Genomic DNA, 24,647 nt, shown 5'->3' with positions numbered 1-24,647 from the left:
GAACGAAGGAGACATCTCGATGCCGGAACCAGGTAGCAAGCGTGGATCGAGAGAGCAGGCCCGGGTGGGCGGGACGATCGACGACCAGGGCCTGCAGCGCCTCCTGGAGGGGCTGAAAGCCGTCCGCGACGGTGATTTCAGCACGCGGCTGCCCCAGGTGGACGACGTCCTGATGGACGAGATGGCGCTCGTCTTCAACGGGATGGTCGATCAGCTGGCGCTGTTCACCTCCGAGGTCACGCGGGTCGCGCGCGAGGTGGGGACCGACGGGAAGCTCGGCGGCCAGGCGGCGGTGCCCTCGGTCTCGGGGACGTGGAAGGACCTCACCGATTCGGTGAACGCGATGGCGGGCAACCTCACCGGCCAGGTCCGCGACATCGCGGAGGTCGCGACGGCGGTGGCGAAGGGTGATCTCTCGCAGAAGATCACCGTCGACGTCAAGGGCGAGATGCTCGAGTTGAAGAACACGATCAACACGATGGTGGATCAGTTGTCGTCGTTCGCGGACGAGGTGACGCGGGTGGCGCGTGAGGTCGGCAGCGAAGGGCGGCTGGGCGGGCAGGCGGAAGTCCCCGGGGTGGCCGGGACCTGGCGGGATCTGACGACGTCGGTGAACTTCATGGCGGGCAACCTGACCGATCAGGTGCGGTCGATCGCCGAGGTCACCACGGCGGTGGCGAAAGGCGATCTGTCGCAGAAGATCACCGTGGACGCGCGGGGCGAGATCCTGGAGTTGAAGAACACGATCAACACGATGGTGGATCAGTTGTCGTCGTTCGCCGACGAGGTGACGCGGGTGGCGCGTGAGGTCGGCACCGAAGGAGCGCTCGGCGGGCAGGCCCAGGTGCCCGGGGTGGCCGGCACTTGGCGGGATCTGACGACGTCGGTGAACTTCATGGCGGGCAACCTCACCGCGCAGGTCCGCTCCATCGCCCAGGTGGCCACGGCGGTGGCGAAAGGCGATCTGTCGCAGAAGATCACCGTGGACGCGCGGGGCGAGATCCTGGAGTTGAAGAACACGATCAACACGATGGTGGATCAGTTGTCGTCGTTCGCCGACGAGGTCACCCGCGTGGCCCGCGAGGTCGGCACCGAAGGACGGCTGGGTGGTCAGGCGGACGTCAAGGGGGTGTCGGGAACGTGGAAGGGCCTGACGGAGTCCGTGAACGTCATGGCCGACAACCTCACTGATCAGGTGCGGTCGATCGCCGAAGTCACCACCGCGGTGGCGAAAGGCGATCTGTCGCAGAAGATCCGCGTCGACGCCCGCGGCGAGATCCTGGAACTCAAGGACACCATCAACACGATGGTCGGCCAGTTGTCGTCGTTCGCCGACGAGGTGACGCGGGTGGCGCGTGAGGTCGGTACGGAGGGGCGGCTGGGTGGTCAGGCGGACGTCAAGGGGGTGTCGGGGACGTGGAAGGGCCTGACCGAGTCGGTCAACGTCATGGCCGACAACCTGACCGATCAGGTGCGGTCCATCGCCCAGGTCGCGACCGCGGTCGCCAGGGGCGACCTGTCGCAGAAGATCACCGTCGAGGCCAAGGGCGAGGTCGCCGCGCTCGCGCAGACGATCAACACGATGGTCGACACGCTGTCGGCCTTCGCGGACGAGGTCACGCGGGTGGCGCGCGAGGTCGGCACCGAAGGCATCCTCGGCGGGCAGGCCAGGGTGCCGAACGTCGCCGGGACCTGGAAGGACCTCACCGACAACGTCAACTCGATGGCGAACAACCTCACCGGTCAGGTCCGCAACATCGCGCAGGTGACCACCGCGGTCGCGCAGGGCGACCTTTCCCGCAAGATCGACGTCGACGCGCGCGGCGAGATCCTGGAACTCAAGACCACCATCAACACGATGGTCGACCAGCTTTCCGCGTTCGCCGCGGAGGTCACCCGCGTCGCGCGCGAGGTCGGCAGTGAGGGACGGCTCGGCGGCCAAGCCGAGGTCGAAGGCGTTTCGGGCACCTGGAAACGGCTGACGGAGAACGTCAACGAGCTCGCCGGGAACCTGACCCGCCAGGTCAGGGCGATCGCCGAGGTCACCAGCGCGGTGGCCACCGGCGACCTCACGCGCTCGATCTCCGTCGAGGCGCAGGGCGAGGTCGCGGAGCTGAAGGACAACATCAACGCGATGGTCCAGTCGCTGCGCGAGACGACACGGGCGAACGAGGAACAGGACTGGCTCAACACCAATTTGGCGCGAATTTCCGGCCTCATGCAGGGGCATCGGGACCTGCGAGTGGTGGCCACGCTCATCATGAACGAGCTGACCCCGCTGGTCGGCGCCCAGCACGGCACGCTGTTCCTCACCGAATCCGGTGAACACGGCACCCGGTTGCGGCTGATCACCAGCTACGGGCACAGCGAGGACCCGGACAAGCCCGCGGATTTCGCGATGGGGCAGTCGCTGATCGGCCAGGCCGCGCAGACCAAGAAACCGATCGTGGTCGACCGGACGCCACCGGGTTTCGTGAAGATCTCGTCGAGCCTCGGCTCCGCTCCGCCGGTCACCCTGATCGTGTTGCCGATCGTCTTCGAGGATCAGGTGCTCGGCGTCATCGAACTGGCCTCGTTCGGCGAATTCACCGCCGTCCGCAAGGATTTCCTCGAACAGCTGATGGAGACCATCGGGGTCAACGTCAACACGATCATCGCCAACGCGCGGACCGACTCCCTGCTGGAGGAGTCCCAGCGGCTCGCCGAGGAGCTGCAGGTCCGTTCCGAGGAACTTCAAGCGCAGCAGGCGAAACTCCAGGTGTCCAACGCGGAACTGGAAGAGAAGGCCGAACTCCTCGCGCGGCAGAACCGCGACATCGAGGTGAAGAACTTCGAAATCGAGCAGGCACGTCAGGAAATCGAAGAACGCGCGCAGCAGTTGGCGCTGGCTTCGAAGTACAAGTCGGAGTTCCTGGCGAACATGTCGCACGAGCTCCGCACCCCGCTGACCAGCCTGCTGATCCTCGCCGGTGTCCTCTCGCAGAACTCCACCCAGAACCTGACGCCCAAACAGGTCGAATTCGCGAAGGTGATCCAGTCCGCGGGCACCGACCTGCTGCAGCTGATCAACGACATCCTCGACCTGTCGAAGGTCGAGGCGGGCAAGATGGACATCCATCACGAGCCGTTCCCGCTGCGTCAGCTGCTCGACTACGTCGGCACGACCTTCCGGCCGCTGACCGCGGAGAAGGGGCTCGACTTCCAGGTCACCGTCGAACCCAACGTGCCGGAACTGCTGTTCACCGACGAACAGCGGCTGCGGCAGGTCCTGCGGAACCTGCTGTCGAACGCGGTCAAGTTCACCGAAGACGGCCGCGTCGAACTGCGGGTCGAACTGGTCGACACCGTCGTCTCGCCATCGGGCGCGCTCCCGCACGAGGCACTGGTGGCGTTCAGTGTCATCGACACCGGCATCGGGATCGCCGACGAGAACCTCGAGTCGATCTTCGGGGCCTTCCAGCAGGCCGACGGCACCACCAGCCGCAAGTACGGCGGCACCGGGCTCGGTCTGTCGATCAGCCGTGAGGTCGCGTACCTGCTCGGCGGTGAGATCCGGGCGGACAGTGTGCTGGGGACCGGCAGCACGTTCACCCTCTACCTGCCGGTGGCCAGGTTCGCCGCGCCCGCGAGCCTCGACGAGTCCACTGTGGACAACGTCGGCGCGGAGCGGCGGGTCCTGGTCGTGGAGGGAGAGCGGAACAGCCTGCTGACCCTGCTCGCCCGCGGCGTCGCGGCCGACGTCGCGGACAGCCACGGCTCGGTCCAGGTCCGGGCGGTGGCCGATCCGGTGGAAGCGTTCGAGGAAGTGAAGCGGGAGAGCTACCGCTGCGTCGTCCTCGACACCAGCATCCCGGGGACGAGCGCGCTGAGCTTCCTCAAACGGCTCGCCGAGGGGCCGGACCCGGTCGAGGTCCCGGTGCTGGCGCACGCGACCCGCAAGCTCAGCGCGGCGCAGGAACGCTTGCTGCACGGGCACGCGAAGATGCATCCGGTCGAGCTGCTGCCGTCGCTGGACATGTTGCGGGAGCGCATCATGTTGCACATCTCGGCCAGTGAGCTCGAAGGCATCCTGCCGCTGATGCGGCAGCCGGAAGTGACGGTGCCGTCGCCGGACCGGCCGTCCGGTCTGCCCGCCGGACCGCCGCGGCTGCGGGGCCGCAAGGTCCTGCTCGTCGACGACGATCCCCGCAACGTGTACGCGATCTCGGGGATGCTCGAACTGCACGGACTGTCGGTCGTGCACGCGCCCAACGGCCGCAAGGGCATCGAGGAACTGCTGTCCGACGACGGTATCGACCTGATCCTGATGGACGTGATGATGCCCGAGATGGACGGCCACGCGACGACCGCCGCGATCCGCGAGATGCCGAAGTTCGCCGGCCTGCCGATCATCACGGTGACCGCGAAAGCGATGGAGGGGGATCGGGAGAAGAGTCTCGCCGCCGGGGCGAGCGACTACGTCACCAAACCCGTGGACGCGGAGGAACTGCTGGCGTGCATGGAACGCTGGCTGGCGGATTGAGCGGCGGGCTACTCGGTCCCGTTGGCGCCGCTCGCGCAGACACGGCGGATGGCCGCGACGATCTCGGTGTTGGGGCTGCCCTTCACGAGGTACTCGGTGACGCCCGCGGACGCCATCTGGGCGATGGACCGGGTGTCGCTGTGCGCGGAGAACGCCATCAGCCGCGTATGGGGCACCCGCCGCCGGATCTCCCGCGCCATCCACGCGCCGCCCCCGCCGGGGATCCGCACGTCGAGCAGCGCGACCTCCGGGACCAGGAGTTCCGCGAGCGCGACCGCTTCACCGGCGTCGACCGCGACGGCGACCACCTCGATGTCCGGTTCGGAATCCAAGAGAGCCCGCAGGGCGTCGCCGATGACCGGGTTGTCGTCCGCGACGAGCACCCGGAGCCTGGGGGGCGGCGTTCGGTTCATCACCCGGTCCGAGCCCGCGCTGTCTGCGGCGCCGGTGGTGGTCGCGGGCCCCCCGCCGAACTCGACGTGACTCAGCAAGAGATCCGGTGGTCGCCTTCGCTCGGCTGCTCGATGAGCGTCCTGGCGACGTCGTGGATCTTCATGTTGTTGTTGCGGCAGAACGAGCGCAGCAGTTCGAACGCCGCGTCGACGTCGATCTGGTAACGCTCGGCGAGGATCCCCTTCGCCTGTTCGATCGGGAGCCGGTGGTCGAGCGCGTACTGGAGCTGCTCGGCGCGGGCACGGTAGAACCGGATCCGGTCGCGCATGGCCACGAGGTCGTCGGCCGGGTCGGAGGATCCGGCCGAAGCGGCCGGCGAAAGCGTGGTCTCGGACATGAGTTGATCGTCGCAGCGGCCGGACTGCTCCGGAAGAACAGAACGTCCTGACTCGAATGATGCAAATGAACCTGGTCCGGTCGGCGGCCGCCACTCGAACGGGCGCCGAACAGGGCCCTTTGGCCTGTCGCAGTGACCGGCCGTGCGCCGTACGCTCATATCCGAGGAGGGAAACCGTGGAGGTCGGAATGCTCCGGGTGTTTCTGGTCGACGATCACGAGGTGGTCCGTCGAGGGGTCGCGGACATGCTCGAGGAGGACGCAGGCCTGTGCGTCGTCGGTCAGGCCGCCACGTTTTCCCAAGCGCTGGCGAGGATTCCGGCGCTGCGGCCGGATGTCGCCGTGCTCGACGTGCGGCTGCCGGACGGCAACGGCGTCGAGCTCGCCCGCGAGCTGCGCTCGAAGATGCCCGAGCTGAAATGCCTGATGCTCACGTCCTACACGGACGAGCAGGCGATGCTCGACGCGATCATGGCCGGCGCGAGCGGATACGTCATCAAGGACATCCGGGGGATGGACCTGGTGGCGGCGGTCAAGGAGGTGGGCCTCGGCCGGTCGTTGCTGGACACGCGGGCCGCCGCGACGCTGATGGCGAAGTTCCGCGACGACGCCGCCAAGAAGGGGCCGCTCGCCGGGCTTTCCGACCAGGAACGCACCTTGCTGGAACTGATCGGCGAGGGACTGACCAACCGGCAGATCGCCGAACGCATGTTCCTCGCGGAAAAGACCGTGAAGAACTACGTGTCGCGGCTGCTGACGAAACTCGGGATGCAGCGGCGGACCCAGGCGGCCGTGCTGGCGACGGAACTTCGGCGGCAGTGAGGGCTCCGGTCGTCGTTGCCGGGCCCCGGGATGTCAGGAAAGGGCCGTTCAGGACGGAAAACGTCCTGAACGGCCCTTTCCTGACATCCGGGAAGTGCTCGGTGTCCTGAAAGGGTCGTTCATGACACAAGACGGCTCCGTCCTCGCTCAAGCGGAGATGAGCGTGTCGAGCAGCATGTCCTCCAGCGGGCGCCGCGGCGTCCACGGCAGCGGCGACCCGTAGCCGACCCGCAGCAGCACCTGCGGCCACACCCCGCAGCCGAGCAGACGCCGGAGCTCGGCACGGGCACCGCGGACCATGATCGGTGGCGAGATGAACGACGCGTCCAGGCCCACGGAGGCCGCGGTGAGCAGCACCCGTTGCAGCGCCTGGCCGGCTTGCAGGCGGTCGAGCCGTTCGTCGGTCAGCGATCCGATCACCACCACGAGCGGAAGAGGCGATGTGCCGGCGTGGCCTTCGGCGAATTCGTCGAGGAGCCAGCTTTCGTCGACGGGGGAGCCTTCGGTCGCGTAGGACGGCACTCCGTCGCGAGTGCTCGCGCCCAGCCCGGTCCAGCGGTCGAGTTCGGCGAGGAACGCGGGCTCGGAGAGCTGCTCGTGCCGGGCGCGCGAGGTGAGGTCGTGCAGCAGACGGCACTGGTCCGCGTCGAGGCTCGACATCCACGCGTGCTCGAGCTCGGTCGCGTGGCGGAGGGCGGTGAGCGTGGGTTCCGGGACGGCGTTGGACAGGAACGGCCGCCGGTTGGTCCGCCGCCGGGGGATCGCCCTGGCGAGCCGGACGACCTTCGGATCCGGCGTGCGCTCGGCGAGCGGGCGGACGACGGCGAGCAAATCCGGATCTGCCCGGCTCGGCAGCAGGGTCGTCGCCGGATGGAAGCCCAGTGCGTGAATCGCCGTCCGGAGCGTGAACAGGGCCGCGCCGCACGAGAGAACGATTTCCCGGCCGTCCGGATCCGTGGCGGGCAGGAGCCGTCGCGGATCCGCGTGGACTTCGATTCCGGTACCGGCGCACCGGAAGAGCCACGGCTGGGTGTTGTGCGTCGACGGGGCCAGCGTGGCCGACCGGAGCACGGAATTCACCTGTTCGGAGTTCAAACGTCCGACCCCGGTGACTTGTATGGTCATGGTTTCCCCCGCCGCCGCGCCACGGGCAATAAGGTTGTCTCGTGAGACGGTCCCCGCCCGCGGTGCGGGGCCGAAAGAGGAGAAAGTCACCACGGCAGGTAGTCGTCCCGATCTTCGGAGGCGCAGCAGGATGTCGGCTGAAGACCGGCTGGGCGGGAACGACGACCGGGTCGCCGGCGCCCTTTCCCAGCTGCGTGTTCGTGAGGTGCTGCGGGATCTGCAGGACCGTATCGAACGGCTCATCGGCACGCGCGACAAGATGGACGGCCTGCTCGAAGCGGTGCTCGCGGTCGCCTCGGGGCTGGAGCTGGACGCGACGCTGCACCGGATAGTGCAGGCGGCCATCGATCTCGGTGAAGCCACCTATGGCGCGCTGGGGGTGATCGCGGACGACGGTTCGCTCGCCCAATTCGTCCACCTCGGTGTAGACGGCGAGACGAAGCGACAGATCGGGCATCTCCCGAAGGGCCACGGGCTGCTGGGTTTCGTCATCGACGAGGCGAAACCGGTGCGGCTGGCCGACATCTCGCGGCATCCCGCGTCGGTCGGGTTCCCCTCGCACCATCCGCCGATGCGCTCGTTCCTCGGCGTGCCGATCCGGGTCCGCGACGAAGTGTTCGGAAATCTCTACCTCACCGAGAAACGCGGGGACAATTTCACCGACGACGACGAGGTGGTCGTCCAGGCGCTCGCCGCCGCGGCCGGGATCGCGATCGAGAACGCCCATCTCTACGAGCGGGCGCGGCTCCGCCAGCAGTGGCAGGCCGCCACCAGCGAGGTGACCACGGAGCTGCTGGGTGGTACCGATCCGGTCGACGCGCTCAACCTGATCGCGGGCCGGGCCCTGGAACTGACCGGTTCCGACCTCACTTTGCTGGCACTGCCCGGTTCCGGCAGGCTCGACGTCAGCCCGGACGGGGAGGACGAGGCCGACGAACTCACGATCGCCGTCTGCGCCGGGACGCGGGCGGCGGAGCTGACCGGGACGCGGATCGGCGTCGCCACCTCGTTGCCCGGGGCGGTCTACCGCGACCGGACTCCGCGCAGCGTGCCCGAACTCGTGCTCGGCGCCGAGGGGGAGGTGCGCCTCGGGCCCACGCTCGTGGTGCCGCTCCGGGCGCGGGAGCGGACGTCCGGCGTGCTGATGGCCGTGCGGAATCCGGGTGCCGTCCCGTTCGAGCTCGCCCAGCTGCCGGTGGTGGCCTCGTTCGCCGACCAGGCCGCGCTGGCGCTGCAACTGGCCGCGCGGCAGCGCACCGCGAGGGAACTCGACGTGCTCGCCGACCGCGACCGGATCGCCAGGGAGCTGCACGACCACGTGATCCAGCGGCTGTTCGCGGTCGGGCTCGCCATGCAGAGCACCCACCGCCGGGCGGACTCGCCGGAACTGCGGCGACGGATCGGGGACAGCATCGACCAGATGCACGAGATCGTGCACGAGATCCGCACGGCGATCTTCGATCTCCACGGCGGTGCGGCAGGCCAGCAGGGAGTGCGGCTGCGGCACCGGCTCTACGACTCGATCACCGAACTCACCGACGACACGGCCATCCACCCGACGGTCAGCCTGTCCGGACCGCTCGACTCCATTCCGCTCGCCTTCGCCGAACACGCCGAAGCGGTGGTCCGGGAATCGGTCGGCAACGTGGTCCGGCACGCGCGGGCGAGCGGGGTCTCGGTGAGCGTGGCGGTGAAGGACGACGTCCTGCGGATCGTCGTCACCGACGACGGCACCGGTATCGGCGGTGAGGCCGTCGAGCCCGGCGGGCTGCGGAATCTGCGTGATCGCGCGGAGAGGGCGGGGGGAGCGTTCCAGGCGGAGACGCGGGAAGAGGGCGGAACCAGGATCGAGTGGTCCGCCCCCTTGCGCTGATCGCGGTCAGTTCGTCGACTGCGTGGTGAGGATCCCGTCGACTTCGACCGAGCGGGCCACGTCGGAGGCGACGGTCTCCAGCAGTTCCGCGGTGAGATCCGAAAGCGCCCGCGTCACCGCGAGGTACGAGCCGATCTGGGAGGCCGAGCCGTTTCTCAGTCCGGCCTCCGCGATTCCCACACCGACGAATTCGCCGCCGTCTTCCAGCCGCAGCAACGCTTCCGCGCGCACCCGGTACGGCTCGTGCTGCAGGGAAACGTCGATCGTCCACTTGTCCGTCATCGTCGGCTCCGTTCCGGTCATCGAGGCTCCCATCACCGCCGTCCGTGGCACAGGGTCCTTGGTCCTCGCTCCGTGAATCGGGGGCGAAAGTCCTCGGAATTCGTGACCGGCGGCCGCTGCGGTCGCCGGGTACCCCGGCCGAAGGTGGACCAACCCTCGTCTTCCGGAGAGAGGCCACGATGAAGATCCCGTTGCCGACTCATGTCGACCAGGCGGTGGCGGCCGCCGTCCGCGCGCCGTCCCCGCTCAACACCCAGCCGTGGCGCTTCGTCGCCGACCGGGACCGGATCGAGGTGTGGCTCGACCGCGGGAGGGTGCTCCGGATCGCCGACCCGGACGCCCGCGAGGCGCGGCTGTCGTGCGGTGCGGCGATGTTCAACCTGATGATTTCGTTGCGGTCCAACGGCAAGACCCTTTCCCTGCGGGTGGTGCCGAAGCCGGACGAGGCGGATCTGCTCGCCGAACTGGAGATCGACGGCGATCGGTTCTCCTCGCCGGAGGAGCGAAGGCTGTCCGAAGCCGTCTTCCGGCGTCACACGAACCGCCGTCCGTTCCTGGACCGGCCGGTGCCCGTGTGGGCGCGGACGACGCTGCGGGCGGCCGCGCTCGTCGAAGGCGGGCTGCTGGAGCTGTTCGGGCGTGGTGACCGGGCGAACGCGGTCGCGCGCGTGCTGCACCGGGCCGAGGCCGCACAGGCACGCAACGGCGCGTTCCAGGCGGAGGTCGCGCTGTGGACCAGGCGAACGCCGCACTCGCCCGACGGTGTCCCGGCGGCGACCAGGCCACCGTCGCCTCATTCCATTCCCGCGCAGGAGTCGTTCTTCACCGCCGAGCCCGAGGGTGGCGAGCCGGTGCTCGGCGCGGTGCTGACCGCGGACGGCGGACCGGCCGCGGACCTTCGGGCGGGAATGGTGCTGCAGCGGGTACTGCTGACGGCGACGGCCGCCGGGCTCGCGACGTCGTTCGTCGGCAGGCCGTTCGAAACCCCCGAGACACGGGCCGCGATGGACCGGATCTTCGGCGACCTCGGCCGGCCGCACGCGGTGTTGCGCTTCGGGTACGGCCGTCCGGTGCCGATGACGGCCCGCCGGCGGCTCGGCGAAGTACTGCTCCGGCGCTCCGAGGTGAGCCTCTGATCCGGGGTCATCTCGTCGACATCCACGTTTCGGGCCGCCGCCACCCGGCCGTCACCCGGGCCGGGTTCGGTCTCCCTATGAAGATCATGCGGAAAACCTGGGTGGCGCTGGTCATCGCGGGCCTCTCGGTCGCGGCGTCGGCGCCGGCGGGGGCGGACATTCGCGATCGCGGTTCGATCGTCATCACCGAGCAGGCGTCCAAGCGGATCCTGGTCCTGCCCGCCGACCGGGTCTCCTGGCAGAACCGGAAGTTGAGCTGGGCGTGGGCGCCGAACGCCGCCAACGGCCTGGCGGACCTGGCGGGTTCGTGGAGCAACCCGAGCGACGCGAAACTCGCCGAGCGAGGCGGCGAGAAGTACCTGCTGACGTCGGCGTCGGGCGGTTTCGCCGCCGTCGTGCCGTATCCGGCCGGCGACCGGGCGTACTGGGCGGCGAACGTCGCCGGGCCCGCCAACCCGCACAGCATCGAACTGCTGCCGGACGGGAACGTCGCGGTGGCGGCCAGCACCGGAGGCTGGGTGCGGGTCTACACCGCTTCACAGGGGCAGCGTTCGACGACCTACACCGAGTACCGGCTGGTGGGGGCGCACGGCGTGGTGTGGGACGCCGGGCGGAACGTGCTGTGGGCGCTGGGCACCGAGGCGCTCGTCGCGCTGAACGTCGGCGGTACACCCGCCGCGCCGGTGCTCACCGAGCAGCGGTCCGTACCGGTGCCGACGAAGGGCGGGCACGATCTCCAGCCGGTCCCTGGTCGGCCTGATCTGCTGTGGGTGACGACGGAAGCGGGGGTGTACCAGTTCTCGAAGGCGAGTGGAGGGTTCACCCAGCGCTACGCGGGTGCGCGGGAGATCGACCGGCCGCATGTGAAGAGTGTGTCGACGAACCCGCGGACCGGGCAGGTCGTGACGGCCTCGGTGCAGGAGGGCCATCTGTGCACGTGGTGCACGGACACCGTCCGGCTGGCCTTTCCACGCGCCGAGCTGGCGCTGCACGGCGCGTGGATCTACAAGGCCCGCTGGTGGATCGGTTGAGCTGAACTTCCGTGTCGGTACCGGCCGTTCGGGGGGCTTTACGGCCGGTACCGACACACCAGAGAAGAGGGGACCCCGTCGCGAGAATGACGCGTGGCCGCGTCTTTCACCTGACCGAGTGAATCGGTCCGTTCGGCGGGCGCCGTTGACCCAATCGGGTTATAAGCCTCACCCGAGGAAGGTCTGCAGTTCGTCGATGACCGCTCGCGGCTGTTCCTCGGCGACGAAGTGCCCGGAACCGGAGATCTTCCGCACCCGGACGTCCACCGCCTTCGACGGCAGGACCGCGGCGAGGTAGTCGTAGTTGAACTCCGAGCCCAGCCCCAGCATCGGCGCGGTGATCTTCGCGTAGGACTTCTGGTCCTCGATATCCGTGCCGAACGCCTGGTACCAGCCGTTCCCCGCGCGGATCGCGTCCGGACGGTCGTACGCGGCGGCGTAGATCGCCCGGTCCCGGGCGCCGATCGAGGCCGGATCGGCCGCGAGATGGTCGAACATCCAGTCGACGAGGAAGCGGGACCGGCCGGCCAGCAGCTGTTCGGGCAGGGTCGCGACCTGGTTGAAGGCGAACCACCAGACGTTCACCGGTTGCCCGGGCGGAGCCAGCATGGGGAGCTGGTACAGGCTTTCGTCGGGATGCGAGACGTCCATGAGCGTGACGGTCTTGGTCGCCTCGGGGTGGTTCGCGGCGAAGGCGAACGCGACCATCGCCCCGATGTCGTGCCCGGCGACATGCGCCTGCCGGATGCGCAGCGTGCGCAGGAGTTCGAAGATGTCGCGGGCCATCGTCTTCTTGTCGTACCCGCCTTGGGGTTTGCCCGAGCCGCCCATGCCGCGCAGGTCGACGGCGATGACGCGGTACCGCTTCGCCAGCTCCGGCATGACCTTGCGGTACTGCCACCAGGTCTCCGGCCAGCCCGGAAGGAGGATCAGCGGTTCGCCCCGGCCACCGGCGACGTAGTGCAGCCGGGTGCCGTTGACGTGGGCGTATTCGCTGCGGAAACCGCCGGAGAGGGACCGGGCGAGTTCCGCGTCGCCCGGGGCGCCGGACTGGCCGGCCTCGGCGATGCCGCCCGAGGCCACCAGCGCGGCCGCGGCACCCGCGCCGAGGGTGAGCATGGACCGGCGGTTGAGGAAGGAACGGCTGTCTTCGGTCATGCCTCGATCCTGGCCCGGCCGGGGCACCGGGCGTGAGCGGTGTTTTCGCCAACCGAGGTTCGTTTCAGGACAGGATGGGTTCGGGCACGCCCAGGCTGGTTCCGAACGTCTCCCGGTAGGACACCGGCGTGACCCCGACCTGCCGCCGGAAATGCGGGCGGAGCGCGGCGGAGGAGGAGAACCCGCAGTATCTGGCGATCTCGTCGACCGGGAGGTCGGTGGATTCGAGCAGCTGCTGTGCTCGGATGACACGCTGGTGGGTGAGCCAGGTGCCGGGGGCGGCACCGGTGATCTCGCGGAACCGGCGATCGTAGTTGCGCCTGCTCATATGGGCCCGCCTGGCCAGTTCGTCGACCGGGAGCGCCGTGTCCAGCCGGGTCAGCGCCCAGGCCATCGTCTCCGACACCGGATCGCCCTCGTCGAGTTCCGGCATCGGCGACTCGATGTACTGAGCCTGCCCGCCGGGCCGGTGCGGCGGGACGACCATGCCCTTCGCCAGCCGGTTCGCCACCCCCGCGCCGCACCACGAGCGGATCAGGTGCAGGCCGAGATCCATCCCCGCCGCGCCGCCGCCCGCGGTCAGGATGTCGCCGTCGTCGATGTAGAGCACCGATTCGTCGAGGAGGACGGCCGGGAACCGGGCGGCGAGCAGCGGGGCCATCGCCCAGTGCGTGGTCGCGGGGCGTCCGTCGAGCAGACCGGCCGCGGCCAGGACGAAGGCACCACTGCACAGGCCGGCGACCCGGGCGCCCCGGTCGTGTGCCGCGCGGAGCGCCTCCAGGGCGGCTTCCGGCGGATCCTCCATCGGTGACCGCCAGTTCGGGACCAGCACCAGATCGGCGTCCCGGACCGCGGCGAGATCTTCGGGAACCGGCACGGTCAGCCCGCCGCCTCGCAGCGCTGTCCCCGGCTCGCCGCCGACCACCTTGAGTTCGAGGTCGGGCAACTCCCCGAAGGCCGACGCCATCTCGAACACGCCGAACGCGAAGGACATCGCGCCGAGCGACGCCCCGTTGAAGACCACCACGGCCAGCCGTCTCATGGGCCGATTCTAGGGTCTCGTGAGTGGTGAGGACGGTTCTAACCGTCCTCACCACTCACGAGACCTGACCGGCGGCGGAGCCGGGTCAGGACTGTCCGAAGGGGACTGTAGATTCCTCGCGCACAGGTTGTCCGGGGGAAGGAAGCATCGATGTCGTACCCACAGGGACCGCAAGGGCCGCAGTGGCAGCAGGGGTACCCCCAGCAGCAATACCCGCAGCAGCAGTATCCCCAGCAGGGTTACCCGCCGCCGGGCTATGGCGGCCCCCAGTTCCCGGGTCAGCAGCCGCCGAAGAAGGGCAACGGCCTCCTGATCGGGCTGATCGCCGGTGGTGGCGCACTCCTGGTGGTCGTCTTCGTGATCCTCGCCTTCGTGGCGCCCGGATTCATGCTGAGCGACAGCAAGTCCTCGAAGTCGGCGAGCGCGACGCAGGCCCCGCTGCACCTCAATTGGGGTCCGGTGCTGGCGGGCAAGTTCATGCTCGCGGTGTTCGGTGACGAGCCCGCCAAGGCCGCCGAGTCGGCTTGCGCGGACGCGAAGGACAAGATCCGGGCCGCGGCGAAGGCGTTCGGCGACCGGAACGCCTCCCTCACGGCGGGGGAGCCGAAGGAGGCGGGTCCGGACCTGATCTCGGTGACCATGTCGGGAACGCTGAACTACGAAGAGAACTTCACCGCGACCATCGAGGTCCGGCGGGAAGGCGCCGACAAGTACTGCATCGCCTCGGTGTCCCCGCTGCCGCCGCCGTCCTGAGTCACGGGAGCAGGCCGATTCGCCGTGCGTGCGTGACGGCCTGCAACCGGGAGGTCGCGTCGAGCTTGCGCATCGCGTCCCGCAGGTAGCTCTTGACCGTTTCCGCGGTCACGCCCAGGCGGTGCGCGATCTCGGCGTTCGTCAGGCCGAGCGCGACGAGCGCGACGGTGTCGAGTTCCCGCGGCGCGAGGCGCACCACCGGGGAAGCGGAGCCGGTGAGGTTGGCGCACACCTCGTCGAGGCGGTCGCGGAGAGCGCCGTCGGCGATCTGTCCGGAGAGCGCCCGGAGCTCGCCGTAGACCTCGCGCAGCCGTTCCCGCGGCGCGGCCTCCTCACGATGCTCCGCCAGCGGCCGTGCTTCGGCCAGCCGACTCTCGATCTCGTCTTCGACGGCCAAGGTCTGTTCGAGATCGCGCGCCGCGTGCAGGGCGGCGGTGATCGTCCGGTCGGAGAGGGCGGCCTCGTCGCGAAGCCCGCCGTAGAGCACTGCGCGGACACGGCGGCGCACGACGACGGGTACCGCGACCACCGAGTGGATCCCCTCGTCGCGGACCGGCTCGTCGTAGTCGTGACTGATCGTGGTCGCGCTGTGGTAACCGTTGGCGACCACCGGCCGGGTGAGCGCGAGCGCCTTGCCGCCGAGGCCGCAGCCCGCGCGGACGGACAGGCCGTTCAACGCGGTGCCGCGATTGCCGAGGAACGCGGTCAGCCGCATCCGCGGCGAGGCGACCGCGACCCCGGCGAAACCGACCGGCAGGCCGGTGTCGCGGCGCAGGTCGGAGACCGCGCCGAGGAGCTGGGCGTCGTCGACCGGCATCGGCTCACCCTCCTTGGTGATCCCCCTCGATCGGGGGTGGTGGGCGGGTCGGGCCCGCCCGCACGATTTCCGGAACTGTACGCCTTCGCCCAACGTCCCGGGAGAAACGATGACCGAAGCTCACGTCCGGCGGTTGCTCGAGGTCTACGACGACGAGCGGGCCAGTGCCGCGACGCTGTTGTGCGACCGGCATCCGGCGGAGGCGGTCGCGTTCACCGTCGTCGAAGCGGATCTGACCAGCCACGATCTCACCTACGGCGAGCTGCGCGAGCGGTCGGAACGCTTCGCCGGGGCACTGCTGGGCCTCGGGGTCGGGCCGGGGGACCGCGTCGCGACGTTGATGGGCAAGTCGGCGGAGCTGGTCGTCGCGCTCCTGGCGATCTGGCGGCTGGGCGCGGTGCACGTCCCGCTGTTCACGGCGTTCGCGCCGCCCGCCATCGCACTCCGCGTCACCGGCAACGACACGAAGGTCGTCATCGCCGACGCCGGCCAGCGCTCCAAGCTGGTGCCGTCCGCCGACCTGCCCGACGACCCCTCGCGGCGGATCGTGGTCGTCGGTGACGGCGAGCCGGGCGATCTGTCGTTCCGGGAGATGCTGGCCGACGCCGCGCCGCTTCGAGGAGCAGCGGTGACGGGTGGGGGCGGGGTCCTGGTCGAGCTGTTCACCTCCGGGACCACGGGAACGCCCAAAGCCGTCCCGATTCCGGTCCGCGCGCTCGCGGGTTTCCAGGCGTACCAAGACTTCGCGCTCGACGTCCGCGCGGACGACGTCTTCTGGAACGCCGCAGACCCCGGCTGGGCCTACGGCCTGTACTACGCGATCATGACGCCGATGGCGACCGGCAGGCGGAGTTTGTTGCTGCACGCGGGTTTCTCGGCCGAACTGACGTGGGCGGTACTGGAGCGGTTCGGCGTCACCAACTTCGCCGCCGCTCCGACGGTGTACCGCGCGCTCCGGAATTCGGCCGCCCCGGTGCCGGAAGGTCTTCGCCTGCGGCACTGCTCGTCGGCGGGGGAACCGTTGACCCCGGACGTCCTGGACTGGGCGTGGGCCAAGCTCGGTGTCGGCGTTTACGACCACTATGGACAGACGGAACTCGGCATGGTGGTGGGTAACGCGTGGCATCCGGACCTCCGCTCGGAGGTCAAACCCGGCTCGATGGGACGTGTCCTGCCGGGCTTAGCGGTCGAAGTCCTCCGCGAAGACGCCGACGTGGTGGCCGAGCCGGGAGAACGGGGACGCGTCGCCGTGGACCTCCCGGCGAGCCCGCTGGTGTGGTTCCGGGGCTACCGCGACGCTCCCGAGCGCACCGCCGCGCGCTTCAGCCCCGACGGCCGCTGGTACTACACCGGCGACGTCGCCGCCAAGGACGCCGACGGTTACTTGACCTTCGCGTCGCGGGACGACGACGTCATCCTGATGGCGGGCTACCGCATCGGCCCGTTCGACGTGGAAAGCGTTCTGCAGCAGCATTCCGCCGTGGCGGAATGCGCCGTCGTCGGTGTCCCGGACGCGTTGCGCGGCGAGGTGGTCGTGGCGTACGTGGTGGCCCGCGACGGCGCCTCCGCCGACACCGCGCTGGTCGCCGAGCTGCAGCAGCTGGTCAAGACCCGCTTCGCCGCGCACGCCTACCCGCGAGAAGTGCACTTCGTGACGGAGCTGCCCAAGACACCCAGCGGGAAGATCCAGCGGTTTCTCCTGCGGGAGCGGCATTCGAACGCGCAACACGCGTGATCAGAGGCGTAACTCGCGTGATTGGAGGCGTAACACGCTCTTCCGCCTCCAATCACGCGAGTTACGGCTTCGATCACGCGAGTTACGTCCCGGTGCACGTCGGGTCACTGATCGATCGGCCAGGTCTCGTCCCTCAGCAACCGCTTGAGCACCTTGCCGGTCGCGTTCCGGGGCAGCTCCTCGACGAAGTACACGTCCCGTGGCACCGCGAAGCGGGCCAGCCGATGGTGGATGTAGGCGCGGACGTCGTCCGCGCTCATGCGGGCGCCGCGTTTCGGCACGATGTACGCCGCGAACCGTTGCCCGAACTCGCGATCCGGCACGCCGATCACGGCGGCTTCGTGGACGCCGGGCAGGGCGGCGATGGCCTCCTCGACCGGGCGAGGGGACACGTTCTCCCCACCGGACACGATCATCTCGTCCGCCCGGCCGGTGACGAAGAGCCGTCCGGCGGCGTCCTGGTAACCGACGTCGCCGGTCGCCATCAGGTTCTCGGCGCGGGGCACGCTGGCGCCGTCGGTGTAGCCCTCGAAAAGCATGTCGTTGCCGACGAAGATCTGTCCCTCCCAGCCCGGCGGGACACGATTGTGGTCGTCGTCGAGGATGGCGACGCGGGTGCCGGGCGGGCAGCGGCCTGCCGTGGTCGGCGCGGCGCGCAGGTCTTCGGGCGTGGCGATGCTGGCCCACGAAACCTCGGTGGAGCCGTAGAAGTTGTAGAGCACGTCGCCGAAGGTGTCCATGAACTCGGTGACGATCGGGCCCGGCAGCGCGGACCCGCTGCTGGCCACGATCCGCAGCGACGAGAGGTCGTAGCGGGCGCGGATCCGTTCCGGCAGATCGAGGATGCGCTGCAACATGATGGGCACGGCGAACAGCACACCGCAGCGGTGTTCGGCGATGGTCCGCAGGATCTCCTCGGCGTCGAACCGGCGGATCAGCGACAGGGACGCGCGCACGGCCATCCCGATCTGCATCCCGGCGAGCCCCCAGCTGTGGAACAGCGGCGCGGCCACCACGAACCGGTCTCCGGAGTGGAGCGGGATGCGGTCGAGCATGGCGGCCGACGTCGACAACCCCTTCGGCGTCGGCCGTCGTGCGCCCTTCGGGGTTCCGGTGGTGCCCGACGTGAGGACGACGAGCCTGCCGATCCGGTCCACCGGTTTGAGTTTGGTGGCGGGCACCCCGGCGATCAGCTGATCGATCGTCGGGTAGCCGTTCTCGGTCTCCGGCCAGGTGGACAGCCGCAGGAAATCGCCGGGGATGCCGGCGATGATCGGGGAGAACTCGTCGTCGGCGAGCACCGCGACCGGTTTGTGCAGCCCGATCACGTCCGCGACCGCGCCGGCGGAAAGCCCGGTGTTGAGCAGGATCGCGTCCACGCCGAGTTTGCTGCACGCGATCAGCGATTCGACCATCGCGGCGTGGTTCCGGCACAGCAAGGCGATCCGGTCGCGGGCGCGCACTCCGCGGCCCGCGAGCGCGTTCGCGAGCTGGTTGCTGCGATCGGCCGTCTGCTTGAAGGTCCGGACGTCGCGTTCGTCGTGCAACGCGACGTCGTCGGGCACGCGGGCGGCGTTGGCCGAGTAGCCACCGGCGACGGTGGCACCCCATTGCGACAACGACGTGAGCTGCCGGGCGATCTTGTCCGGGCGCGCGGCCGCGAGCACCCCGGCCTTGATCAGCGTGCTCGCCGTGTGCAGCGTGGTGGCCTTGGTGTGCGCCGGTTCTTCCTGTGGCGACGCCGCCCGGCCCGAAAGGTGCAGATCGATCCGGCGGGCCGCCGCGCGGACGGAGCGTTTGAAGGACGCGGCGGACACCAGACCGGCGTGCGGAGCAGGAAGCATCAGCTGGGCGGTGAGTTCCGTGCCGCCGTCGGGAGCCTGCCGCAGTTCGACCGAGACCCAGTTCCCGTCGTCCTCGACCCCGCACCAGACGACGTGCTCGCCCGGCCGCCAGACGCGGGCTTCGATCTCACCGACGACGAGTGTTCCCGGCCGTGGCTCCAGCCGGACGAGGCATTTCGGACCGCGTCCGCGTTCGGCGGGGCGCTGGATCTCGCACCAGCTGATCTCCGCGACGAACCTCGAGTAGGACTCGGGATCGCCGATCACTTCCCAAACCTGGCCGGGGGAATGCCCGAGAATCGAGCTCGCCTGGACCACATCGTCTCGCATGCGATTCGCCTCACCACGCGCGTTCGGGTGTTGACCGGGCCGCTGCCGGCGCCTCCTTCGTCGTTCAAGTTCGGCGAACCTACCAGCAATCGGCCGAACGCAATACTCCGAACGATCGCGTGCCCAGGAGGGCCACCTCGGAAAGCGTAAGTGCTCCGGCGGCGCGTTGCCGTCCGCCGACGGTGTTGATCGCGACGTCCGATTCTCGCCAGCCTCCGGCGCGCGGGGCGGCGAAGCTGACGGACGTGACAGTTTCCACGACGGCGGCCGAGGCCGCGCACACCCGTATCGAGCCGGGAATCCTCTACTTCGGCACCCCGGTGGTGCTTCTTTCGACGGTCGACCAAGCGGGCACGGCGAACCTGGCCCCGATGTCGTCGGCGTTCTGGCTCGGCTGGCGGGGCATGCTCGGACTGGGCGCGAAAGCGAAGACGGCGCAGAATCTCATGCGCAACCGTGAATGTGTTCTGAATCTCCCTTCCGACGCGATGGCCGCCGCCGTCGACAGGCTGGCGCTGACCACCGGATCGGATCCCGTCCCGGCCCGCAAGTTCGAACGCGGCTACCGGCACGAACCCGACAAGTTCGCCCGCGCCGGGCTCACCCCGGTCCCCTCGGAGACGGTCCGGCCGCCGCGCGTCGCGGAATGCCCGGTGACGATGGAGGCCGTCGTCGAAGCCGTCCACCCGCTCGCGGAGGACGACCCTCGGCAACGCGGCGGCGTCCTCGTGTTCGAGGTGCGTGTGCGGCGCGTCCACGTCCACGACGAGGTGCGGATGCCGGGTACCGAAGACCGGATCGACCCCGACCGGTGGCGGCCGCTGATCATGAGCTTCCAGAAGCTCTACGGCCTCGGCCCTCAGGTCCATCCGTCGACACTGGCCCGGATCCCGGAACGGCTCTACCGCGGGCCGGACATCGAGCGATCGCGGGCGAACGAGAACCGGTTCACCAGCGGCAGCCAGCGCTGATAGGACGCGGCCAGCTGTGGCCACAGTTCGCCGGACAGGCCGCGTTCGAGCTTCGGCCGCAGTTCGTGGTCGTTCATCGACGACACGATCTCGACGGCCTTGTCCTCCGGGTCGGTCCCTTCGAGGGTGGAGAACCAGCGGACGGCGTCCGGATGCCCGACGTGGACCGCGAGCAGCACCAGTACCGCGCGGAACGGTGCTTCGCGGTCACCGTCGGCGAGGAACCCGGCCAGTTCCTCACCGGCGAAACGCGCCCGCAGCAGGCGGTACAGGTTCAGCAGTCTCTTCGCGGCCCGTGGCGAGCGGATGAGCGGGGCGAGCGTCGGCAGGAAATCCAGTTCCGCCGGTGAGATCACCAGCCTAGGAGGTCGTACGTCTATTGTGGACTGTTCGGACGACGGTTCCGGTGCTTCCGCGCGAGGAGGCGGAGCGACCGCGGCCAGGGCGGGACGGTCGCCGGTGGCCCGATCCGTTCCGGCGGGGGCGGGCGCCGGTCCCGCGTCCGGGACCTCGGTGTCGGCGAGCCCGCGCACGAGCCCCGCGAACCCTGGATCGTCCATGGGGGACAACGTGAACGGCACCTGGAAGATCTTCTCGAGGTAGCTCTCGGCGAAGGATTCGGGATCGTCGCCGAGCATCTCCTCGTAGTGCTGCTCGACGGCCTTCTTGAGCCAGCGGGAGTCGACGCCGACCACGACGACGAACACCGGCAGCGCCAGCAGGAGATGGATGGCTTCGAGGACCTGGACGACGACCTTGGGCGGACAGCGATCGAGGTCGTCGACGTACAGCACGGTCCGTTCGATCTTCCCCGAACCGTGCGGCACCTCGGCGAGCATGGTCGCGAACGTCTCGAGATCCTTGCGCAGCAAGGAGACCACGCCCAGATGCTCGACGTAGTCCGAAACCCTGGACTCGGCGAACGAAACGAGGTCCAGCCCCGGCGCGAGTTCGGCGACCGCCTTTTCGAGCCGGTCGGATTCGGCGTCCAGTTCGGCGAGCCGCCGCTCGGTCTCTTCGTCCTCTTCGGACGGACCGCCGAGTTTGTCGAGCGCTTCGTGGATCCGGCCGGCGCTGGCGCGCATCCGCAGGACGACGGTCAGCGCGGAGCTCACCACGGTGAGCCCGCCGAGCATTCCGGACACCTGCGACCGGCCGACGAGCAGCGTCACCACCAGGACCGTCACCAGCCCACCGATCAGGACCAGCAGCGGGACCGGGTCCTGCCGCAGGCGTCGCCAGAATTCGGCGACGTCCGACCGCAGCCCACCGGTTTCCTGTGCCAGCCGTTCGAGGTCTTCGGCGGTGGGCCGGTCGACGCCGATCCTGGACGCGATCCATGCCTTGTCCGCCTCGGTGAGGCTGTCGAACACCGCGCGGACGTATTCGCGCGGCTTCCGTCGCCTTCGCTTCGCTTGCTTCTGTTGAGCTGTCAAGGTTCTGCGTTCGAGGCGGACCGCGCTGAGCCTGCCGAGCAGGGTCTTCTCGGCCTTGCGGCGTTCGGCGAGCAGGTCGGCCTGGCGCTGAAGGTCGTTCTCGGCGCCGCTCGCGGCGAGGTTGTCGAAGATGTGCGTCGCGAGGCTGGCGAGGAGGTTCGCCTCGCTGTAGTGCCACGCGTTGAAGCTGATCTGGCGAACGCTCGAACAGTAGGAGGACACGGACTTCCCGTGCGTGCCCGCCTCGGTTTCGGCCACTCGCGCGGAATCGGCGAGCTCGCGGACGCGTAGTTGCATCTGGCGCATGAAGAAGCTCTTGCCCGAACCCCAGCTGCCGAACAGGCCGATCGACAGGGGAGGGGTGATCATCCGCGAGACCACGAGGTCGGCGAGCATGCGCACGTCGGGGCCGATGCCGAGCCGGTCGACGCCGTCGTCGGTGTCGGGCCGGTAGTCCGCGACGTGGGCGGCGAACGGATCGGGCTCCTCGCTGTCGGAACTCGCCGGGTTTCGCGCGACGGCGATCTCGTCGATCGTGCGGATGGGCCCCGACGCGGGGAACATCGCCTTGGCTTCCTCGCGTTCGACGGCGGAAAGTGCCGGGCCGATGTGGAGGACGGCCGGTCCGAGGCGATCGATGGCCGCACGGAGTTCGGGATGATCGTATTGGCTTTCGCCGACCAGCCCCAGAAGGCGGCGCCGAGGATCCTTGTCGAGCCACTTGGCCACCGCGGCGGGGTCGCGGCCGAGGGTCTGGGGCAGCTTCCGGTCGAGCCAGAGCACCGCGTCGCTGTCGTGCCTGCCCGTCACGAGCTCGTCGAGCTCCGGCTCGATGACCAGTTCCGTCCCGGCGAACAGCGTCGTCAAGGCTTCCAGGGCCGAACGCCTCGCACCCGAGTAGACCTCGTGGACGAGAAGGGTGAACGGCGTGGTCGTGAGCGCCGACCTGAGCGGACCGTCGACGTCCCTGGGCAGATAGGCCCCGGGTTTCTCGCCCGGCGCCTTGTTCATCAGCAGAACCGACGGATCGACGTCGCGCACCAGCACCATCCGTGCTCCCCTCCCAAGGCCGAACGGAAGGGCAGTCTAGGGGGCAGTCGCTCAGCTGTGGGTGAAACCCCGCATCCGCTCGGTCACCGGTCGCTACGTTGGTCCCATGACGGGGGAGAGGCTCGACGGAAGGTACACGAAGCTCTGGGCGGCGAGTACGACGTCCGCGCTCGGCAGCGGTCTCGCGACAGTGGCGGCGCCGTTGCTGATCGCCTCCCGCACCGACGAACCGCTCGTGGTCTCTGGCGGGTTCGCCGTGGCGTGGCTGCCTTGGCTGCTCTTCTCGTTGCCCGGCGGGGTGCTGGCCGACCGGGTGGACCGGCGCAAGCTGATGATCACCCTCGATTGGATCCGTGTACCCGCGGTCGCGTTGCTGGCGGTCGCGATCTCGATGGGCGACGTCAGTATCGCCTTGCTGTACGCCGTGCTCTTCGTGATCAACGCGTGCGAGGTCGTGTTCCGGACGGCGAGCGGGGCGATGCTGCCCGCGATCGTGCCGAAGGCGTTGCTGGAGCGGGCGAACGGGCGGCTGTACGCCGGGACGACGCTGGCCCACGGCATGCTTTCCGGACCGCTGGGCGGATTCCTGTTCGGCGTCGCGGCGAGCATCCCGTTCTACCTCAACGCCGGAACGTACGCGGTCAGCGCGCTGCTGCTGGGACTGATCGCCGGCTCCTACCGGTCACGGCCCGTCGAGCCGGTCGCGCGCCGGTCGATGCGAGCGGAGTTGACGGAGGGATTCCGCTGGCTCGCCGGTCAGCGTCTGCTGCGGACCATGATCGGGCTGATCGGGATGCTGAACCTGACGCTCGTCGCGGCCACCTCGGTCCTGGTGCTGCTCGCGAAGGAACGGCTCCAGCTGGGTTCCGTCGGTTACGGCCTGCTCTTCACCTGCATGGCGGTGGGCGGGCTGCTCGGCTCGGTCACGGGCGATCGGCTGATCGCCTGGTGCACGCCGACCTGGACCTTGCGGATCGGGCTGCTGATCGAGGCCGGGACCCATCTGGTGCTCGCGACGAGCACGAGCGCACCGGTGGTCGGGGTGACGTTGTTCCTCTTCGGGGTGCACGGTGCCCTGTGGGGAATCGTCGGCAGTTCCCTGCGCCAGCGGCTCACCCCGCCCGGCATGCTGGGCCGGGTCGGCAGCACCAGCCTGTTCATCATCGCCGGCGGCAACTGCGTCGGTGCGCTGCTCGGCGGGGCGGTGGCGTCGAAGTTCGGGCTGACGACGCCGTACTGGGCCGGTTTCGTGGTGGCGGTGATCGTTTCCGCGCTCACCTGGCGGGTGTTCGATCGCGCGGTCGTTTCCGCGGCCTACGCGCAGGAACCCACTGCTAGCCGTTGATCCCGGTGAGCGCGAAGAATTCCTGGCGCGAACGAGCGTCTTCGCGCAGCGTGCCGAGCAGGGTCGAGGTGACGGTGCTCGACCCGACGGCTTGGACTCCGCGCAACGTCATGCACGAGTGCTCCGCTTCGATCACCACGCCGACGCCACGCGGTTCGAGCTGCTCTTCGAGCCAGTCGGCGACCTGCTTCGTGAGCCGTTCCTGAACCTGCGGGCGGCAGGCGAAGTGCTCGACGATCCTGGCCAGCTTGGACAGGCCGAGAATCCGTTCTCCCGGCAGGTAGCCCACGTGCGCGACCCCGACGAACGGCAGCAGGTGGTGCTCGCAGACCGACCGGACCGGGATCCCCCTGGCGAGGACGAGCTCGTCGTAACCCTCGTCGTTGGGGAACGTCGTGAGGTCGAACGGCCGAGGGGTGAACAGCTCGGCGTACGCGCGCGCCATCCGGCCCGGCGTCCCGCGGAGACTCTCCGAATCCAGCGGGATACCCAGTGCGGTGAGAAGATCGGCGGCCGCGGCCTCGGCCGCGGCGAGGTCCGGCCCCGGCCCGGATTCGTGCACGACGCGCAAGGCGGGAGTGGACAT

19 protein-coding genes are annotated in these 24,647 nt (G+C 69.3%); 9 read left to right on the top strand and 10 right to left on the bottom strand.

Features of this window, described 5'->3' with window-relative positions; translation table 11 throughout:
• Positions 1-19 precede the first annotated feature (19 nt).
• Positions 20-4,522 (top strand): HAMP domain-containing protein, encoded by a 4,503-nt coding sequence (locus ACOCEP_RS33210; RefSeq protein ID WP_482333207.1) that lies wholly within the window; start codon positions 20-22, stop codon positions 4,520-4,522.
• An 8-nt stretch (positions 4,523-4,530) separates the two neighbouring features.
• Here ACOCEP_RS33210 and ACOCEP_RS33205 read toward each other — a convergent pair whose 3' ends face one another.
• Both ACOCEP_RS33205 and ACOCEP_RS33200 read right to left on the bottom strand, forming a co-directional pair.
• A complete protein-coding gene (locus ACOCEP_RS33205; protein WP_482339867.1) occupies positions 4,531-4,905 on the bottom strand; it encodes a response regulator in 375 nt (124 codons plus the stop codon).
• Between the two features lie 101 nt (positions 4,906-5,006).
• A complete protein-coding gene (locus tag ACOCEP_RS33200; protein WP_482333206.1) occupies positions 5,007-5,312 on the bottom strand; it encodes an ANTAR domain-containing protein in 306 nt (101 codons plus the stop codon).
• A 188-nt stretch (positions 5,313-5,500) separates the two neighbouring features.
• Between ACOCEP_RS33200 and ACOCEP_RS33195 the strand changes: the two genes are divergently transcribed.
• On the top strand, positions 5,501-6,133 hold the full coding sequence (locus ACOCEP_RS33195; RefSeq protein WP_199745763.1) for a response regulator: 633 nt from the start codon (positions 5,501-5,503) through the stop codon (positions 6,131-6,133).
• A gap of 147 nt (positions 6,134-6,280) precedes the next feature.
• Here the strand turns inward: ACOCEP_RS33195 and ACOCEP_RS33190 are convergent, their stop codons facing one another.
• Positions 6,281-7,258 carry an Acg family FMN-binding oxidoreductase gene (locus ACOCEP_RS33190; RefSeq protein WP_482333204.1) on the bottom strand — a complete coding sequence of 326 codons (978 nt, stop codon included), beginning with the start codon at positions 7,256-7,258 and terminating at the stop codon, positions 6,281-6,283.
• 130 nt (positions 7,259-7,388) lie between these two features.
• On the opposite strand from ACOCEP_RS33190, the gene ACOCEP_RS33185 reads away from it, so the two are divergent.
• Positions 7,389-9,131: a GAF domain-containing sensor histidine kinase gene (locus tag ACOCEP_RS33185; protein ID WP_482333202.1), complete on the top strand. Its 1,743-nt coding sequence runs from the start codon at positions 7,389-7,391 to the stop codon at positions 9,129-9,131.
• Positions 9,132-9,137: 6 nt separating this feature from the next.
• Here ACOCEP_RS33185 and ACOCEP_RS33180 read toward each other — a convergent pair whose 3' ends face one another.
• Positions 9,138-9,434: a dsRBD fold-containing protein gene (locus ACOCEP_RS33180; RefSeq protein ID WP_478226037.1), complete on the bottom strand. Its 297-nt coding sequence runs from the start codon at positions 9,432-9,434 to the stop codon at positions 9,138-9,140.
• A 158-nt stretch (positions 9,435-9,592) separates the two neighbouring features.
• Here ACOCEP_RS33180 and ACOCEP_RS33175 point away from each other — a divergent pair, with 158 nt between their 5' ends.
• Together ACOCEP_RS33175 and ACOCEP_RS33170 are read left to right on the top strand one after the other, a co-directional pair.
• Positions 9,593-10,549 carry an Acg family FMN-binding oxidoreductase gene (locus tag ACOCEP_RS33175; protein WP_482333200.1) on the top strand — a complete coding sequence of 319 codons (957 nt, stop codon included), beginning with the start codon at positions 9,593-9,595 and terminating at the stop codon, positions 10,547-10,549.
• Between the two features lie 77 nt (positions 10,550-10,626).
• Entirely contained in the window at positions 10,627-11,580 is a 954-nt protein-coding gene (locus ACOCEP_RS33170) for a DUF6528 family protein (RefSeq protein WP_482333198.1), read from the top strand.
• Positions 11,581-11,748: 168 nt separating this feature from the next.
• On the opposite strand, the gene ACOCEP_RS33165 is transcribed toward ACOCEP_RS33170, so the two are convergent.
• Both ACOCEP_RS33165 and ACOCEP_RS33160 read right to left on the bottom strand, forming a co-directional pair.
• Positions 11,749-12,738, bottom strand: a complete 990-nt coding sequence (locus tag ACOCEP_RS33165) for an alpha/beta fold hydrolase (RefSeq protein ID WP_482333197.1) — start codon at positions 12,736-12,738, stop codon at positions 11,749-11,751.
• Between the two features lie 64 nt (positions 12,739-12,802).
• Positions 12,803-13,780, bottom strand: coding sequence for a GlxA family transcriptional regulator (locus ACOCEP_RS33160; protein WP_482333196.1), 978 nt, complete (start codon positions 13,778-13,780; stop codon positions 12,803-12,805).
• A 150-nt stretch (positions 13,781-13,930) separates the two neighbouring features.
• On the opposite strand from ACOCEP_RS33160, the gene ACOCEP_RS33155 reads away from it, so the two are divergent.
• Positions 13,931-14,533, top strand: a complete 603-nt coding sequence (locus ACOCEP_RS33155) for a hypothetical protein (RefSeq protein WP_482333194.1) — start codon at positions 13,931-13,933, stop codon at positions 14,531-14,533.
• A gap of 1 nt (position 14,534) precedes the next feature.
• On the opposite strand, the gene ACOCEP_RS33150 is transcribed toward ACOCEP_RS33155, so the two are convergent.
• Positions 14,535-15,350 carry a helix-turn-helix transcriptional regulator gene (locus ACOCEP_RS33150; protein WP_482333193.1) on the bottom strand — a complete coding sequence of 272 codons (816 nt, stop codon included), beginning with the start codon at positions 15,348-15,350 and terminating at the stop codon, positions 14,535-14,537.
• A gap of 109 nt (positions 15,351-15,459) precedes the next feature.
• On the opposite strand from ACOCEP_RS33150, the gene ACOCEP_RS33145 reads away from it, so the two are divergent.
• The gene (locus tag ACOCEP_RS33145; protein WP_482333191.1) at positions 15,460-17,085 is read left to right on the top strand and encodes an AMP-binding protein; all 1,626 of its coding nucleotides are present in this window, start codon (positions 15,460-15,462) and stop codon (positions 17,083-17,085) included.
• A gap of 104 nt (positions 17,086-17,189) precedes the next feature.
• On the opposite strand, the gene ACOCEP_RS33140 is transcribed toward ACOCEP_RS33145, so the two are convergent.
• Complete coding sequence (locus tag ACOCEP_RS33140; protein ID WP_482333190.1) at positions 17,190-19,259, bottom strand: AMP-binding protein; 2,070 nt, start codon at positions 19,257-19,259, stop codon at positions 17,190-17,192.
• Between the two features lie 320 nt (positions 19,260-19,579).
• Here ACOCEP_RS33140 and ACOCEP_RS33135 point away from each other — a divergent pair, with 320 nt between their 5' ends.
• Positions 19,580-20,230: a flavin reductase family protein gene (locus tag ACOCEP_RS33135; protein WP_482339866.1), complete on the top strand. Its 651-nt coding sequence runs from the start codon at positions 19,580-19,582 to the stop codon at positions 20,228-20,230.
• On the opposite strand, the gene ACOCEP_RS33130 is transcribed toward ACOCEP_RS33135, so the two are convergent.
• Positions 20,161-22,716 (bottom strand): P-loop NTPase fold protein, encoded by a 2,556-nt coding sequence (locus ACOCEP_RS33130; protein WP_482333189.1) that lies wholly within the window; start codon positions 22,714-22,716, stop codon positions 20,161-20,163. The genes ACOCEP_RS33135 and ACOCEP_RS33130 overlap by 70 nt on opposite strands.
• 106 nt (positions 22,717-22,822) lie before the next feature.
• Between ACOCEP_RS33130 and ACOCEP_RS33125 the strand changes: the two genes are divergently transcribed.
• On the top strand, positions 22,823-24,061 hold the full coding sequence (locus tag ACOCEP_RS33125; protein WP_482333187.1) for an MFS transporter: 1,239 nt from the start codon (positions 22,823-22,825) through the stop codon (positions 24,059-24,061).
• Here ACOCEP_RS33125 and folE read toward each other — a convergent pair.
• Positions 24,051-24,647 carry a GTP cyclohydrolase I FolE gene (gene folE / locus ACOCEP_RS33120; protein ID WP_482333186.1) on the bottom strand — a complete coding sequence of 199 codons (597 nt, stop codon included), beginning with the start codon at positions 24,645-24,647 and terminating at the stop codon, positions 24,051-24,053. The two genes, ACOCEP_RS33125 and folE, sit on opposite strands and share 11 nt — an antisense overlap.

Source organism: Amycolatopsis sp. CA-211722, from assembly GCF_056828465.1.
The sequence above is the reverse complement of the archived record's forward strand: the minus strand, read 5'-3'. Positions and strand labels throughout refer to the sequence as shown.